The organism is Sphingopyxis sp. TUF1, assembly GCF_036687315.1.
Lineage (GTDB): Bacteria > Pseudomonadota > Alphaproteobacteria > Sphingomonadales > Sphingomonadaceae > Sphingopyxis > Sphingopyxis kveilinensis.
In genome coordinates this window covers 1,662,167-1,674,030 of record NZ_CP144683.1, presented here as the reverse complement: position 1 = coordinate 1,674,030, position 11,864 = coordinate 1,662,167, and the positions used below count along the sequence as shown (strand labels likewise).

The 11,864-nt window shown below is 66.5% G+C and carries 15 protein-coding genes; 14 read left to right on the top strand and 1 reads right to left on the bottom strand.

What is annotated here, in order from left to right:
- Positions 1–35 precede the first annotated feature (35 nt).
- Entirely contained in the window at positions 36–854 is an 819-nt protein-coding gene (locus VSX77_RS08100; protein ID WP_338427130.1) for a flagellin, read from the bottom strand.
- 251 nt (positions 855–1,105) lie between these two features.
- On the opposite strand from VSX77_RS08100, the gene fliE reads away from it, so the two are divergent.
- The 14 genes from fliE to fliR all read left to right on the top strand — a co-directional run bounded on the left by fliE (position 1,106) and on the right by fliR (position 11,862).
- Positions 1,106–1,450 carry a flagellar hook-basal body complex protein FliE gene (gene fliE / locus VSX77_RS08095; RefSeq protein ID WP_338427129.1) on the top strand — a complete coding sequence of 115 codons (345 nt, stop codon included), beginning with the start codon at positions 1,106–1,108 and terminating at the stop codon, positions 1,448–1,450.
- Positions 1,451–1,453: 3 nt separating this feature from the next.
- Positions 1,454–3,106: a flagellar basal-body MS-ring/collar protein FliF gene (fliF, locus tag VSX77_RS08090; protein WP_338427128.1), complete on the top strand. Its 1,653-nt coding sequence runs from the start codon at positions 1,454–1,456 to the stop codon at positions 3,104–3,106.
- Complete coding sequence (fliG, locus tag VSX77_RS08085) at positions 3,099–4,130, top strand: flagellar motor switch protein FliG (protein ID WP_338427127.1); 1,032 nt, start codon at positions 3,099–3,101, stop codon at positions 4,128–4,130. Before fliF ends, fliG begins: the two co-directional genes overlap by 8 nt.
- Positions 4,123–4,722, top strand: coding sequence for a FliH/SctL family protein (locus VSX77_RS08080; RefSeq protein WP_338427126.1), 600 nt, complete (start codon positions 4,123–4,125; stop codon positions 4,720–4,722). The genes fliG and VSX77_RS08080 overlap by 8 nt, the downstream gene beginning before the upstream one ends.
- The gene (locus tag VSX77_RS08075) at positions 4,719–6,050 is read left to right on the top strand and encodes a FliI/YscN family ATPase (RefSeq protein ID WP_338427125.1); all 1,332 of its coding nucleotides are present in this window, start codon (positions 4,719–4,721) and stop codon (positions 6,048–6,050) included. Before VSX77_RS08080 ends, VSX77_RS08075 begins: the two co-directional genes overlap by 4 nt.
- Positions 6,047–6,493 carry a hypothetical protein gene (locus VSX77_RS08070; protein WP_338427124.1) on the top strand — a complete coding sequence of 149 codons (447 nt, stop codon included), beginning with the start codon at positions 6,047–6,049 and terminating at the stop codon, positions 6,491–6,493. The genes VSX77_RS08075 and VSX77_RS08070 overlap by 4 nt, the downstream gene beginning before the upstream one ends.
- Positions 6,490–7,743 (top strand): flagellar hook-length control protein FliK, encoded by a 1,254-nt coding sequence (locus VSX77_RS08065; protein WP_338427123.1) that lies wholly within the window; start codon positions 6,490–6,492, stop codon positions 7,741–7,743. Before VSX77_RS08070 ends, VSX77_RS08065 begins: the two co-directional genes overlap by 4 nt.
- 16 nt (positions 7,744–7,759) lie before the next feature.
- Complete coding sequence (locus tag VSX77_RS08060) at positions 7,760–8,365, top strand: flagellar basal body-associated FliL family protein (RefSeq protein WP_338427122.1); 606 nt, start codon at positions 7,760–7,762, stop codon at positions 8,363–8,365.
- Entirely contained in the window at positions 8,362–9,306 is a 945-nt protein-coding gene (locus VSX77_RS08055; RefSeq protein ID WP_338427121.1) for a flagellar motor switch protein FliM, read from the top strand. The genes VSX77_RS08060 and VSX77_RS08055 overlap by 4 nt, the downstream gene beginning before the upstream one ends.
- Complete coding sequence (gene fliN, locus VSX77_RS08050; RefSeq protein WP_338427120.1) at positions 9,299–9,634, top strand: flagellar motor switch protein FliN; 336 nt, start codon at positions 9,299–9,301, stop codon at positions 9,632–9,634. The genes VSX77_RS08055 and fliN overlap by 8 nt, the downstream gene beginning before the upstream one ends.
- Positions 9,634–9,912, top strand: coding sequence for a flagellar biosynthetic protein FliO (locus VSX77_RS08045; RefSeq protein ID WP_338427119.1), 279 nt, complete (start codon positions 9,634–9,636; stop codon positions 9,910–9,912). The genes fliN and VSX77_RS08045 overlap by 1 nt, the downstream gene beginning before the upstream one ends.
- A 142-nt stretch (positions 9,913–10,054) precedes the next feature.
- On the top strand, positions 10,055–10,801 hold the full coding sequence (gene fliP, locus VSX77_RS08040; RefSeq protein WP_338427118.1) for a flagellar type III secretion system pore protein FliP: 747 nt from the start codon (positions 10,055–10,057) through the stop codon (positions 10,799–10,801).
- A 4-nt stretch (positions 10,802–10,805) separates the two neighbouring features.
- Positions 10,806–11,075 carry a flagellar biosynthetic protein FliQ gene (locus VSX77_RS08035; protein WP_120221615.1) on the top strand — a complete coding sequence of 90 codons (270 nt, stop codon included), beginning with the start codon at positions 10,806–10,808 and terminating at the stop codon, positions 11,073–11,075.
- Positions 11,076–11,082: 7 nt separating this feature from the next.
- Positions 11,083–11,862: a flagellar biosynthetic protein FliR gene (gene fliR / locus VSX77_RS08030; protein WP_338427117.1), complete on the top strand. Its 780-nt coding sequence runs from the start codon at positions 11,083–11,085 to the stop codon at positions 11,860–11,862.
- Positions 11,863–11,864: the final 2 nt, after the last annotated feature.

Genomic DNA, 11,864 nt, shown 5'->3' with positions numbered 1-11,864 from the left:
ACCAACCAAATATAGCCTGAATTTCGTCGTCCGACTTAGCGGAGCAGGTTCATCACGCCCTGCGAGCTCTGGTTCGCCTGGGCGAGCATCGCGGTCGACGCCTGGGCCAGAATGCCGGCGGCGGCGAGGTTCGTCGATTCGACCGAGAAATCGGCATCTTCGATACGCGACTTCGATTCCGCCAGATTCGTGACGCTCGACGTCAAATTGTCGACAGCCGAGGTCAGGCGATTCTGCTGCGCACCGAGGTTGGCGCGTTCGGTAGCAACCGTGTCGATCGCCGTGTCGAGCGTCGCAAGCGCGCCCTGGGCACCCGCCGCGGTCGAGAAGTCGAGCGCGTCGACACCGAGAGCAGCAGCCTGAAGATCGGCAATCGTGATATTCACGACCTGGCCGGTATCCAGACCCGTCTGGATGTCGAAGCCCGCGGCAACGCTGCCGTTGAGCAGCACATTGTCGTTGAAGGTGGTGCGGGTCGCGACGTCGCCGATCTGCGAAATCAGCGCGGTGACTTCTTCCTGCACCAAGGCGCGGTCGTCGTCGCTCAGCGTGCCGGTCGAAGCCTGCATCGCCAGGTCGCGCATACGGATGAGGATGTCCGAAATGCTGCCGGCGGCGCTGTCGGCGGTCTGCGCCAGCGAAATGCCGTCATTGGCATTGCGGATCGCCTGGGTGAGGCCGCGGCCGGCGGCTTCCATGCGGGTCGCGATGGCGAGGCCGGCGGCGTCGTCCTTCGCGGCGTTGATGCGCTTGCCGCTCGACAGGCGTTCCATCGCCTGCGACTGCATTTGGTTCGCGACACGCGAGTTGTTCTGGGCGCGCAGGGCGCTCACATTGGTGTTGATGACAGTCATCTTAGTTCCTTTCCGGCCCCGATGGCCATTCCCGTGATGTGAGGGCTCGAGGAGCGGTCACGGAAAGCAGTAACGGCGGATGGCCGCGCGGCTTAAGCCTGCCATGTCAAAAAAACGCCGGAGGCGGCAGACAACCGGTCACGCCGATAATCAAATATCTGAAAAGCAATATTTTTTATTTCTGGCACGGGCTTTGCATTCTTCTTTGTGCGTGCGGCGCATCGCCGCGCATCAGGACGGATGAAGAAGCAATGAGCACGATTGACCCGAGCCGGCTGCTGCAAATGCGCAGTTCGATCCTCAATCAGAATCAGGCGCTGCAACGCGCCGCCGGCCGCGGCGGCATCGGCGCGGGCGAAGGCGGCATCGAGGGCAGCCCCGATTTCGGCGCCGCGATCAACAATGCGCTGCAACAGGTCAACAACCAGCAGGCGAAGGCGAGCGAGCTCAGCGAAGCCTATGAACGCGGCGACACGCACGACATCGTCAGCGTGATGATCGAACGGCAGAAAGCCTCGCTCGGCTTCGAAACCACGCTGCAAGTCCGCAACAAGCTGCTGTCCGCCTATCGTGACATCATGAACATGCCGGTGTAATCCATGACCGAAGCCCAGACCCTGACCCCTATCGATCCCAGCGGCGCGAACCGCCTGCCCGCTCCCATTCTTGGCGGCCGTCTCGCGCCGCTCACCCACTTCGTCCGCCAGCCCGCGGTGCAGCGCGCGCTCCCCGCAATCGCCATGACCTCGGCGATCGGTATCGCCGCGCTCGCCTATTTCACGATGCAGGCGGCGCCGCAGGCGCAGCTTTTCGCGGGGCTTGAAGACGCCGACAAGGCAGCGGTGGCCGAAGCGCTGCAGGCGCAGGGTATCGGCCACAGCATCGACAGCTCGACCGGCGCGCTCACGGTCGATGCCGACAAGCTCCATCAGGCGCGTATCGCGCTCGCCGGACAGGGCCTCCCAAAGGCAGCGCCGAGCGGCGACAGCCTGATCGCGTCGCTCCCCATGGGGTCGAGCCGCGCGATCGAGGGCGAAGCGCTGCGTTCGGCGCGCGAGGCCGACCTGTCGCGCACCATTGAAACGATTGATGCGGTCAAGAGCGCGCGCGTCCACGTCGCCGCAGCCGAACCAAGCCTGTTCGTCCGCGACGACAAGCCCGCGACGGCATCGGTGATGCTGACGCTGCAAAACGGCCGCTCGCTGTCCGACGGCCAGGTGCAGGCAATCCGTTTCCTCGTCGCTTCATCGGTGCCGGGCATGAATGCCGATCAGGTGTCGGTGATCGATCAGCGCGGCGCGCTGCTTTCCGACACCGCGAGCGGCAGCGACATGAAAGCATTCCAGCTGCAATTGCAGGTTGAGGATCGCTTTCGCCGCGCGCTCGACACTTTGCTCGGCCCGATGCTCGGCGCGGGCAATTATACGGTCGAGGTCCACGCCGACGTCGATATGTCCGAAAGCCAGGCGACGCGCGAAAGCTTCCCCGAAAACGACCGTGCGATGACCAGCGAACAGATCACCCGGTCGGTCAGCGGAACCAGCGCCGCAGCGGTGGGCATCCCCGGCGCGCTCGCGAACCAGCCGCCGCAGGCGACGACAATCACTGCAAACGGACCGCAGCCCTCGCCCGGCAACACGCCGGCGCCCGGCACCGAAAGCAACGAAAATGCCGCGCGGGCCTTTGAAGTCGGGCGCGAGATTTCGGTCACGCATTCGCCGCAGGGCAAACTGCGCCGCGTTTCGGTTGCCGTCGCACTCAATCAGGGCAAGAAGGCGCTGACGCAGGCCGACCTCACCAAGATCGACGCGCTGGTCAAAGGCGCGGTCGGTTATGATGCCGCGCGCGGTGACCTGGTCGCGATCAACCAGCGGCCATTCGCGGCGGTCGAGGATACGGCGCCCGCTTTCTATGATCAGGGCTGGTTTATGCCGCTCGTTCAGCAGGTCGGCGCGATCCTTGCCGCGCTGCTCGCCTTCCTGTTCATCGGCCGCCCGATGATGCGTGCCGCGAAACAGCGCGCCGCGCGTCGCGCCGAACAGAATGAGGCAATCGAACAGTCGCTGCTCGCCGCGACCGATCGCCCCGCGCTCGCCAGCGGCGCGAATAACCGCGAAATCACGCTCGAAATGATCGAAGCGGCGCCGAGCTACGAGGCGCGCGCCAACCTTGTCCGCGCCTTCGTCCGCCAGGATTCGGCGCGCGCCGCGCTGGTCGTGCGTCACCTGATGCAGGAGGGCGCCCGTGCCTGACGCCGCCGAAATCGACGCAATGCCCGACAAGCCCGCGATCGACGGGTCGGCCGCCGCCGCGATCCTGCTGATGCTGCTCGACGAAAGCGAAGCCGCAACGATCCTGAAGCATCTGGGCCCTGAGGAAGTGCGCCTGCTCGCCAAGGCGATGTTCGACACCGCCAATGCCAATGAGCAGGAAATCGGACAGGCGCTCGACCGCTTCGTGACGCGCAGCCGCGATGTCAGCGCGCTGGCGATCGGCGCCGACACGCGCATCCGCACCGTGATGACGCAGGCGGTGGGCAACGTCCGCGCCGACAATATCCTTGCCGCCGTCGCGCCGCAGCGCAGCGCCGCGTCGCTCGAATTGCTGCGCTGGATGGACGTCGATGCGATCAGCGCACTGCTCGCGAGCGAGCATCCGCAGGTCGGCGCACTGATCCTCTCGGTGCTCGTCCCCGACGTCGCGGCGCGCGCAATCGAAACGCTCGACGAAGTTTTGCAGGCCGACCTGGTGCTCCGCGCCGCGATGCTGACCTCGGTCCCCGCCGCCGCGATCGAGGATCTGGAAGCGGTGCTCGCCAGCGCCAATGTCGATGGCCAGCGCGTCGCCAAGCAGGCGATCGGCGGTCCCAGCGACGTTGCCAAGATCATGAAGAAGATGCCCAAGCAGCTGTCCGAACGCACGCTCCGGTCGCTCAAGAAGCACGACCGCATCCTCGCGCAGACGATCGAGGAAGAAATGTTCATCTTCGAAAATTTGCGCGATCTCGACAAAAAGAGCCTCAGCTCGGTTCTGCGTTCGGTCGATGCGGCGCAGCTTGCGATCGCGCTCAAGGGCGCCGACGAGGATATGGTCGATATGTGCCTCGCCACCATGTCGCAGCGCGCGGCCGAAACGATCCGCGACGAAATGGCGGAGATGACGATGGTCAAACGCGTCGATGTCGACGACGCGCAGAAAAATGTGATGCAGATCGTGCGCCAGATGGCAGCGAACGGCGAAATCATGATCGCGGGCGGAGGCGACGATTATGTCTGACCTCGCCGCCGAAACGGGCTTTGTCCCTGTTCGCCTGACCGATGCGATGGCGCAGCAGCGCGGCTTTCGCCCGCTGTCCTTCGCGGCCGCCGCTGAACCGGCGGCGCCCGCGCCTTCGCCCGCGACCGAACAGGATGCGGACGATCCCTTCGCCCGCGGCCTCGCCGAAGGCCAGCGTATTGCCGAAGCCGCCTACACCGCCGAGCGGCACCAACTGCTCGCGCTGCTCGCGAACGCTGAGGCGTTGCAGGACGAGCCGAGCGAGGAGCTGGCGCAGCTGATCGCCGAAACGGTCGAACGGCTGGTGCGCCAGATCGTCGCCACCGCGCCGATCGACGCCGAATGGCTCCGCGAACAGGCCGAGACCGCCGCCGCATTGGTCGCCGATGCCGACAAGGCGCGCACCTTGTGGGTGCATCCCGACGATGCCGCGCTGCTCGCCGACTGTCCGCTGATGCTGGCCGTCGAGAGCGATGCCGCGATGGTGCGCGGCACCGTTCGCCTCGAAACCTCGACCGGCTGGATCGAGCATGGCCGTGCCGTCTACCTCGACGAACTGCGCGCCGCGCTCGGCGAAGGGGCGGCCGCGTGACGCGCCGCCTAGCCCTGTCCGCGCAGCAGCTTCTGGGCGGCGTCGATCTGGCGCAGGCCAGCCCGCGCCGCATCGGCACGCTCGTCGCGCACGAAGGGATCATGCTCGAAGTGTCGGGCTTTCCGCAGCCGCTCGGCAGCAATGTCCGCATCCGGTCAGCCGACAATGATTATGTCTATGGCGAGGTCGTCGGCTTTCGCGGGCATCGCAGCCTCGTCCTCCCCTTCGACACCAACAAGCCGCTCGTCACCGGCGCGCCCGTCGAACCGCATGGCGCAAGCTCGATGGTCCCCGTGGGCAAGGCGCTGCTCGGCCGCATCATGGACGCGCAGGGCAATCCGCTCGACGGCCGCCCGGCGATCAAGTCGCAGTTCCAGTGGCCGCTCGCCGGGCGCAAGGTCAATCCGCTGCGCCGCGGCCGCGTCACCCGCGCGCTCAACATGGGCGTGCGCGCGATCAACGGCCTGCTCACCGTCGGCGAAGGCCAGCGCGTCGCGATCATCGCGGGGTCGGGCGTCGGCAAGTCGGTGCTGATGGGCCAGATGATCGCGGGCACCGAATGCGACGTCATCGTCGTCGGGCTGATCGGCGAGCGCAGCCGCGAAGTCAGCGACTTCGTCGAAACCAAGCTGCCGCCCGAGGTGCGCAAGAAATCGGTCGTCGTCGCGGTTCCCGCCGACCACCCGCCCCTCCTTCGCCTGCGTGCCGCGATGCGCGCGACCGCGATCGCCGAAGCCTTCCGCGCCGAGGGCAAGAAAGTGCTGCTGCTGATCGACAGCCTGACGCGCGTCGCCCATGCGCAGCGCGAGATCGGGCTGACACTGGGTGAGCCGCCGACGATGAAGGGGTATCCGCCGTCGGTCTTCGCGCTCATCCCGTCGCTCTGCGAACGCGCCGGTATCGACAAGGCGACCGGTGGGTCGATCACCGCGCTCTACACCGTGCTGGCCGATGGCGGCGACATCGACGACCCGGTCGTCGACAGCGCGCGCGCCATCGTCGACGGCCACATCATCCTGTCGCGCCAGCTCGCCGAACAGGGCGTCTATCCCGCGATCGACGTCGCACGATCGCTGTCGCGCACGATGGCCGATTCGGTCGATCCCGACCATGCCGCTGCCGCTGCGCGCTTTCGCCAGCTCTGGTCGCTGTATGAGGAAAATCGCGACCTGATGCTGATGGGGGCTTACGTCGCCGGTGCCGACCCGGTGCTCGACGACGCGATCGCGCGCCATGCCGACCAGCTCGCCTTTGTTTCGCAGCCTGCCAAGGCGCAGGTCGATTTCGACATTTCCCGCCAAACCCTGATCGAAGGATATTCTGCATGACCGCCCCTACCGCACGCCGCAAACGTATCATCCGCGTGCGTTCCGTCGAACATCAGCTGGCCGAGGCCAATCTGGCGCGCGCCAATGGCGAACTTGCGAACCTCGTGGAACTCGCGCGGCGGCTCGAAACGCTGCGCAGCGACCTCGCGATGGCGAAGGGCGCGGTCGCGGGCCGCGCGCTCAACACCGTCGGCGAGCTCGCCATGCGGCTCGACATCGCCCAGGAAAGCCTGACCGCGCCGCTCTGCAATGCGAGCGCGCGCCGCGACCAGATGGGGGCGCTCGCGCAGCGCGCAATGGCAAAGGAAGAATCGGCCGTCCGCCTGTACGAAAAGAGCCGAAAGTCGGCCGCGGCGGAGCAGGAACGCCGCAGCGACGCCAACCGCCCGCACCGCCCGCGCGTCGGTATGCGGCTGCGCCTGATCGAAGGCGGCGCATCATGATGAACGCCCCCGCCCTTCCCGCCGCGTCCGGCGCGATGCCCACGGGCTTTGCCGCCTTCCTCGCCAATATCGTTCAGGCTGCGCCGAATGGCGAGGCCGTGGGTTTCGACCAGTTGCTTGCGGCTGTGCCCGTTCCGCTTCCGCTGCTTGCCGTAGCGACGGATTCGCCCGCCGCAGCAATGGGCTCGCCCGCCCCAGCAGTTGTTCCGCCGGCAACGACGATCAGGACCGATGCAGCGCGGGCCGCCGAACCTTCACCCGATGCCGCCGAGCCGCCTGTCGCACCGGCGCCGGACATCGCCATCGTTGCGGTCGAAACATCGCCTGCCAAGTCCGCACCCGGCGCAGGCGATGCTGCGGCGCTCGCCGCGACCTTGCTCGTCGCCGTCGGCGGCGCGCGTCCCGGTCGAACGCAGGGCGCAAATAAATCCACCGAAACCGACACCGCAACCGATATCGAACACCCCGGTGAGGCGCCCGCAGCGCCCGCTGTCGAAAATTGGACGACGATCGTGGCAACGGTCCTTCCCGACGCCGCGCGCATCGACGAACCCAAGGCCGCGAAGCCCGAACCCGCTATCAAAACGCCGGGCGCCGCTTCGGACAAGGCCACTACCGATATGCGCGCGCCGTTGCCGGCCACCCCCGCTGCCGCATCGCCATCCACCCGCGATGCCGTGATGCCCGCCCTTCCGCTTGCCGCCGACGCGCCTATTGCACGCGCTGCCGACGCCGCGCCCGCGATGACGGTGCTGTTCACTCAGGCCGCCCCTCTTGCTGCCGCCGCGCCGCTCGACGCCGCCGCGCCCGCGACGGTAGCCGAGCGCGTACTCGACATGGACAGCGACGGCGCGTGGATCGACCAGCTTGCGCGCGACATCGCGGCGACCAAATCGGACGGGGGCGACATCAGCTTTCGCCTGATGCCGCGCCACCTCGGCCGTCTCGACGTCGCGATGCGACAGGGCGACGAAGGCGTGTCGCTGAAGATGGACACCCAGCACGAAGCGACCGCGACGATCGTCACCGCCGCGCAGGCCCGCCTCGTCGACGAGCTCCGCCAGCAGGGCGTGCGCGTCGCGGGCGCTGAGGTGACGCACACGCCGGGCGAGACCGGGCGCCAGTCGCAGGGCCATAGCCAAGGCCGCGCCGCAACGCCCGACACTGCCCACCTCATCGAAACCGCCACCGATCGCGCCGAGGCGCGCGACGAAGACCGCGCCGCAGACCGCCGCGGCCGCTTCGCCTGATCAGAAAGGGTTCATCATGGCCAAGGATAATCTGGAAGGCACGCCCAAGAAGAAGGGCAAGGCCAAGAAATTGCTGCTGGTCGGCGTCGCGGCGATTGCGCTGATCGGCGCGGGGGCCGGCGCGGGTATCTATTTCGGTGCATTGTCGGCCGAAGCCGCCAAGCCCGAAGATCATTACCCGAAGCTCGTCGTGCGCAGCACCGAAGAGGCCGAGCCCGCCGCCGAGGGCGACGACAAGGAAGCGCCGCTGAAGGTCGGGACCGTGTCGGTGCCCAACGACCGGTTCAAGGTCGATCCGCGCAAATATGAAATCACCTATTACCCGATCGCCGACAGCTTCACGACGAACCTCGCCGACGGATCGGGCTTCCTCCAGGTGGGTATCAGCCTTTCGACCTTCTATGACGGCAAGGTTATCAATAATATCAAACGGCAGGCGGTGCCCATCCGCTCGGTCGTGCTTATGGTGCTCGCCGAACAGGATCCGGCCATGCTCTCCACATCGCAGGGGAAACAGCGGCTTCAGCGTCAGCTGACGACCGCGATCAACGATGTGCTGCGCGAGAAGGAAGGGTTTGGGGGCGTCGACAATGTATATTTCACGAGCCTGGTGATCCAGTGACCGCCAGTCCCAAAAGCGTAAGGGCCGTAAAGGCGCCGGCCGCGCCCGCGGCCGCGCCTGTTCCTGCGGACGGTGCGGAGTCGCTGCTGCTGCGCCGCGCGGCCGCGAGCTATGCCTTTCCCGCGCTTGAAAGCGTCGCAAACCAATTTGCGCGCAGCTTGCGCGATTTGGTCCGCGCGCTCGGCGCGCCGTCGATCCAGGTCGAACGGTCGGGCGCCGAACAGCTGAGCTTCGCCGAATGGACTGCAGCCAGCGCGCCCGCAATCTTCTGGCGTTATCACGCGCCGCCGCTCAAGGGACCGTTGCTGATCGCCGCCGCGCGGCCGCTGATCCTCCAGCTCGTCGACATCTTCTATGGCGGACGCGGCCAGCTTGCTGCCGAACGCGAGGAGCTGACCGATGCCGAAGACCGGTTTGCCGCGCGCCTTGGCCGCGACATCGGAATGCAGATTGCCGCCGCATGGCGCGACAAGGCAGCGATCGAGCCCGAACTCGACTGCGTCACCGCCGATCCAGCCAAACTTTCCGCAGTCCGCGCCGAAGACGAATTGTTCGTTCAGCGCTTCACGCTGCGCGGCGCGCCGCTGGAGGGACGGACTATCGTCTGCGCCTATCCGGTCGCGGCGCTGCGCGGCATTGCCGGCGACGAACTGCTGCCCGACATGCAAGGCGCCGGCGGCGGCGATCCGGCATGGACCGGCGCGCTCGACAAGGCGCTGCGCGGCGTCCGCCTGCCCGTCCGCTCGGTGCTGGCGCGGCCCGAAATCAGCCTCGTGAAGCTGCTCGCGCTCGAGGTTGGCGACATCATTCCGCTGTCGATGCCGCGCCACGTGCCGGTGACCGTCGCCGGACGCAGCTTCGCCTTCGGCAGCATCGGCGAAGCCAATGGCAACGCCGCCATCCTGATTGACCATATCGAAAAAGGACCCGACCATGACTGACGTAGCCGACGCGCCCAAGGCAGCGCGCGCCGACCGGCGCGACAAAAGCATCGCCGCCGCGCCCAATTTCGACCTGCTCGCGGGCGTCTCGCTGCGCGTGTCGGTCGAGGTCGGATCGACCTCAATGACGCTCGCCGAACTGCTCACTCTCGATGAAGGCAGCGTGATCGAGCTCGATCGCGCGGCGACCGACCTGCTCGACATCTATGCCAACGGCACGCTGATCGCCAAGGGCGAGATCGTCAGCGTCGATGGCCGTTACGGCATCCAGGTCGCCGAGGTCGTCGCGCCGGCGCGCGGCCTCGAAGGCCTCGACCGGAGGGCCTGATGCTCGAATATATCCTCCGCCTCCTCATCCTGCTGCCGATCGTCGGCGGCATGGCATGGGGCAGCTTGTGGCTGTGGAAGCGCGTCCAGATGGGCGTGCCGCTCGTTGGCGGCAATGCGAAGCCGCGCGCGGTCGAGATGGTCGACGTGCTGCCGCTCGGTCCGGGATCGAAGCTCGCGGTCGTCGAGTTCGCCGGGCAGCGCATCCTCGTCGCCGTTTCGCGGAACGGCATCACGCGGATCGCCGACGACGCGCAGGGGGATTTTCATGTCGATTGAGGCGACGCGCATCAATTTGGCGCCATACCCAAAATCCGTTTGTGCTGAGCTTGTCGAAGCACCGCTCTTCTCTGCGACGTTGAAAGAAAAAGCGGCCCTTCGACAAGCTCAGGGCGAACGGCATATTTTCCGCGCGCGTTGGGTGCGTGGTGCCGCAGTTGCGGGCGGCCTCGCGCTGCTCGTCGCCGCGCCCCCCGCCTTCGCGCAGGCTGCCGATGGCCTCAGCCGCGCCGTGAACGAAATCGGCGGCGATGGCCGCCCCCTGAGCCTGTCGCTCCAGATCCTTGTCCTGATGAGCCTGCTGACGGTGCTGCCGTCGCTGCTCCTGATGATGACCAGCTTCACGCGGATCATCATCGTGCTGTCGATCCTGCGCCATGCGCTCGGGCTCCAGCAGACACCGCCCAATCAGGTGCTTGTGGGTCTCAGCCTCTTTCTCTCGCTCTTCGTGATGCAGCCCGTCATCAGCGAGGTGAACCGCGTCGCGATCGAACCCTATGGCCAGGAACAGATCGGCATCGGCGAGGCGGTATCGCGTTCGGGCGATGCGCTGCACGGCTTCATGATGAAACAGACGCGCAAGACCGATCTGATGATGTTCGCCAAGATCGCCAAGGCGCCAGCTTATGCGAGCCCCAAGGACGTTCCTTTCTCGATCCTGCTCCCCGCCTTTGTCACCAGCGAACTAAAGACCGCTTTCCAGATCGGTTTTCTTATCTTCCTCCCCTTCCTCGTCATCGACCTGATCGTCGCGTCGGCGCTGATGTCGCTCGGCATGATGATGCTGTCGCCGACGATCATCTCGATGCCCTTCAAGCTACTGCTCTTCGTCCTCGTCGATGGCTGGGCGCTGACGATGGGCTCGCTCGCCTCCTCTTTCGTGGGGTAGCGGTATGGAGGCCGACTATTTCATCGGGGTGGCGCAGCAATCGCTGTGGATTCTCGCGCTCGCCTCGGCGCCCTTGCTGCTGCCGGTGCTCATCATCGGGGTGCTGCTCGGCATGGTGCAGGCGGCGACGTCGATCAACGAACAGACGCTGACCTTTGTCCCCAAGCTCATCGTCGCGGCGATCTGCCTCGCGATCTTCGGCGGCAGCATCCTCGTGCTGCTCACCGATTTCACGCGCGACCTGTTCGCGCAGATCCCGGCGCTGGTGCGCTAAATCGGCCGTGAACCCCGCCGACATCCCCAATGTCGAGGCGATGCTCCAGCTGTGGATGCTGGGGATGATCCGTCCCGGCGCAGCCTTTATCGCGGCACCCGTGTTCGGCGCGGCGAATGTGCCGGTGCAGCTGCGTCTCGTCATCGCGCTCGCGGTCGGCGTACCCGCGGTTGCGGCGTCGGGCATGGTTTTACCCACCGAAGGCATTGTGTCGGTACCGGGTTTCTTTTTCATCATCGGCGAGGTCGTGATCGGCCTCGCAATCGGCTTCGTGCTCCAGATGGGGCTGGCCGCCGCGCTGCTCGCAGGCGAAGTGATCAGCAATGCGATGGGCCTTGGCTTCGCATCGATGGTCGATCCGCTGAGCGGCGCATCGAGTTCGGCGATCGGCCAGTTCCTCGCGATGCTTGCGACCGCGCTCTTCCTGGCCGCCGACGGCCACCTGCTGCTCATCGATATCATTGTCGGCAGCTACACAGCGCTGCCGCCGGGCAATGCCTTTCCGTCGTGGGATGCGCTCGGCGGCGTGATCGGCTTCGGCAGCTTGATGTTCGCCGCCGCGCTGACGATCGCGATGCCCGTCGGCTTCGTCCTGATCCTTGTCCAGATCATCATGGGCGTCATCGGCCGCTCGGCGCCCGCGCTCAACCTGTTCGCGGTCGGTATCCCGGCGACGCTGCTCGCGGGGATCGTGCTGCTGGGCGTCGCGACGCCGGCGATGGCCGAGGCTATCGCGCGCATCCTCTCCGATGCGCTCGACGCCGCGCGCATGGTCGCAGGCGTCTGAGC

Bases quoted from the DNA above. Each gene is read 5' to 3' on its own strand.
- VSX77_RS08100 (WP_338427130.1), bottom strand. From the start codon at position 854: ATGACTGTCATCAACACCAATGTGAGCGCCCTGCGCGCCCAGAACAAC.
- fliE (WP_338427129.1), top strand. From the start codon at position 1,106: ATGAGCACGATTGACCCGAGCCGGCTGCTGCAAATGCGCAGTTCGATC.
- fliF (WP_338427128.1), top strand. From the start codon at position 1,454: ATGACCGAAGCCCAGACCCTGACCCCTATCGATCCCAGCGGCGCGAAC.
- VSX77_RS08080 (WP_338427126.1), top strand. From the start codon at position 4,123: ATGTCTGACCTCGCCGCCGAAACGGGCTTTGTCCCTGTTCGCCTGACC.
- VSX77_RS08070 (WP_338427124.1), top strand. From the start codon at position 6,047: ATGACCGCCCCTACCGCACGCCGCAAACGTATCATCCGCGTGCGTTCC.
- VSX77_RS08065 (WP_338427123.1), top strand. From the start codon at position 6,490: ATGATGAACGCCCCCGCCCTTCCCGCCGCGTCCGGCGCGATGCCCACG.
- VSX77_RS08060 (WP_338427122.1), top strand. From the start codon at position 7,760: ATGGCCAAGGATAATCTGGAAGGCACGCCCAAGAAGAAGGGCAAGGCC.
- fliN (WP_338427120.1), top strand. From the start codon at position 9,299: ATGACTGACGTAGCCGACGCGCCCAAGGCAGCGCGCGCCGACCGGCGC.
- VSX77_RS08045 (WP_338427119.1), top strand. From the start codon at position 9,634: ATGCTCGAATATATCCTCCGCCTCCTCATCCTGCTGCCGATCGTCGGC.
- VSX77_RS08035 (WP_120221615.1), top strand. From the start codon at position 10,806: ATGGAGGCCGACTATTTCATCGGGGTGGCGCAGCAATCGCTGTGGATT.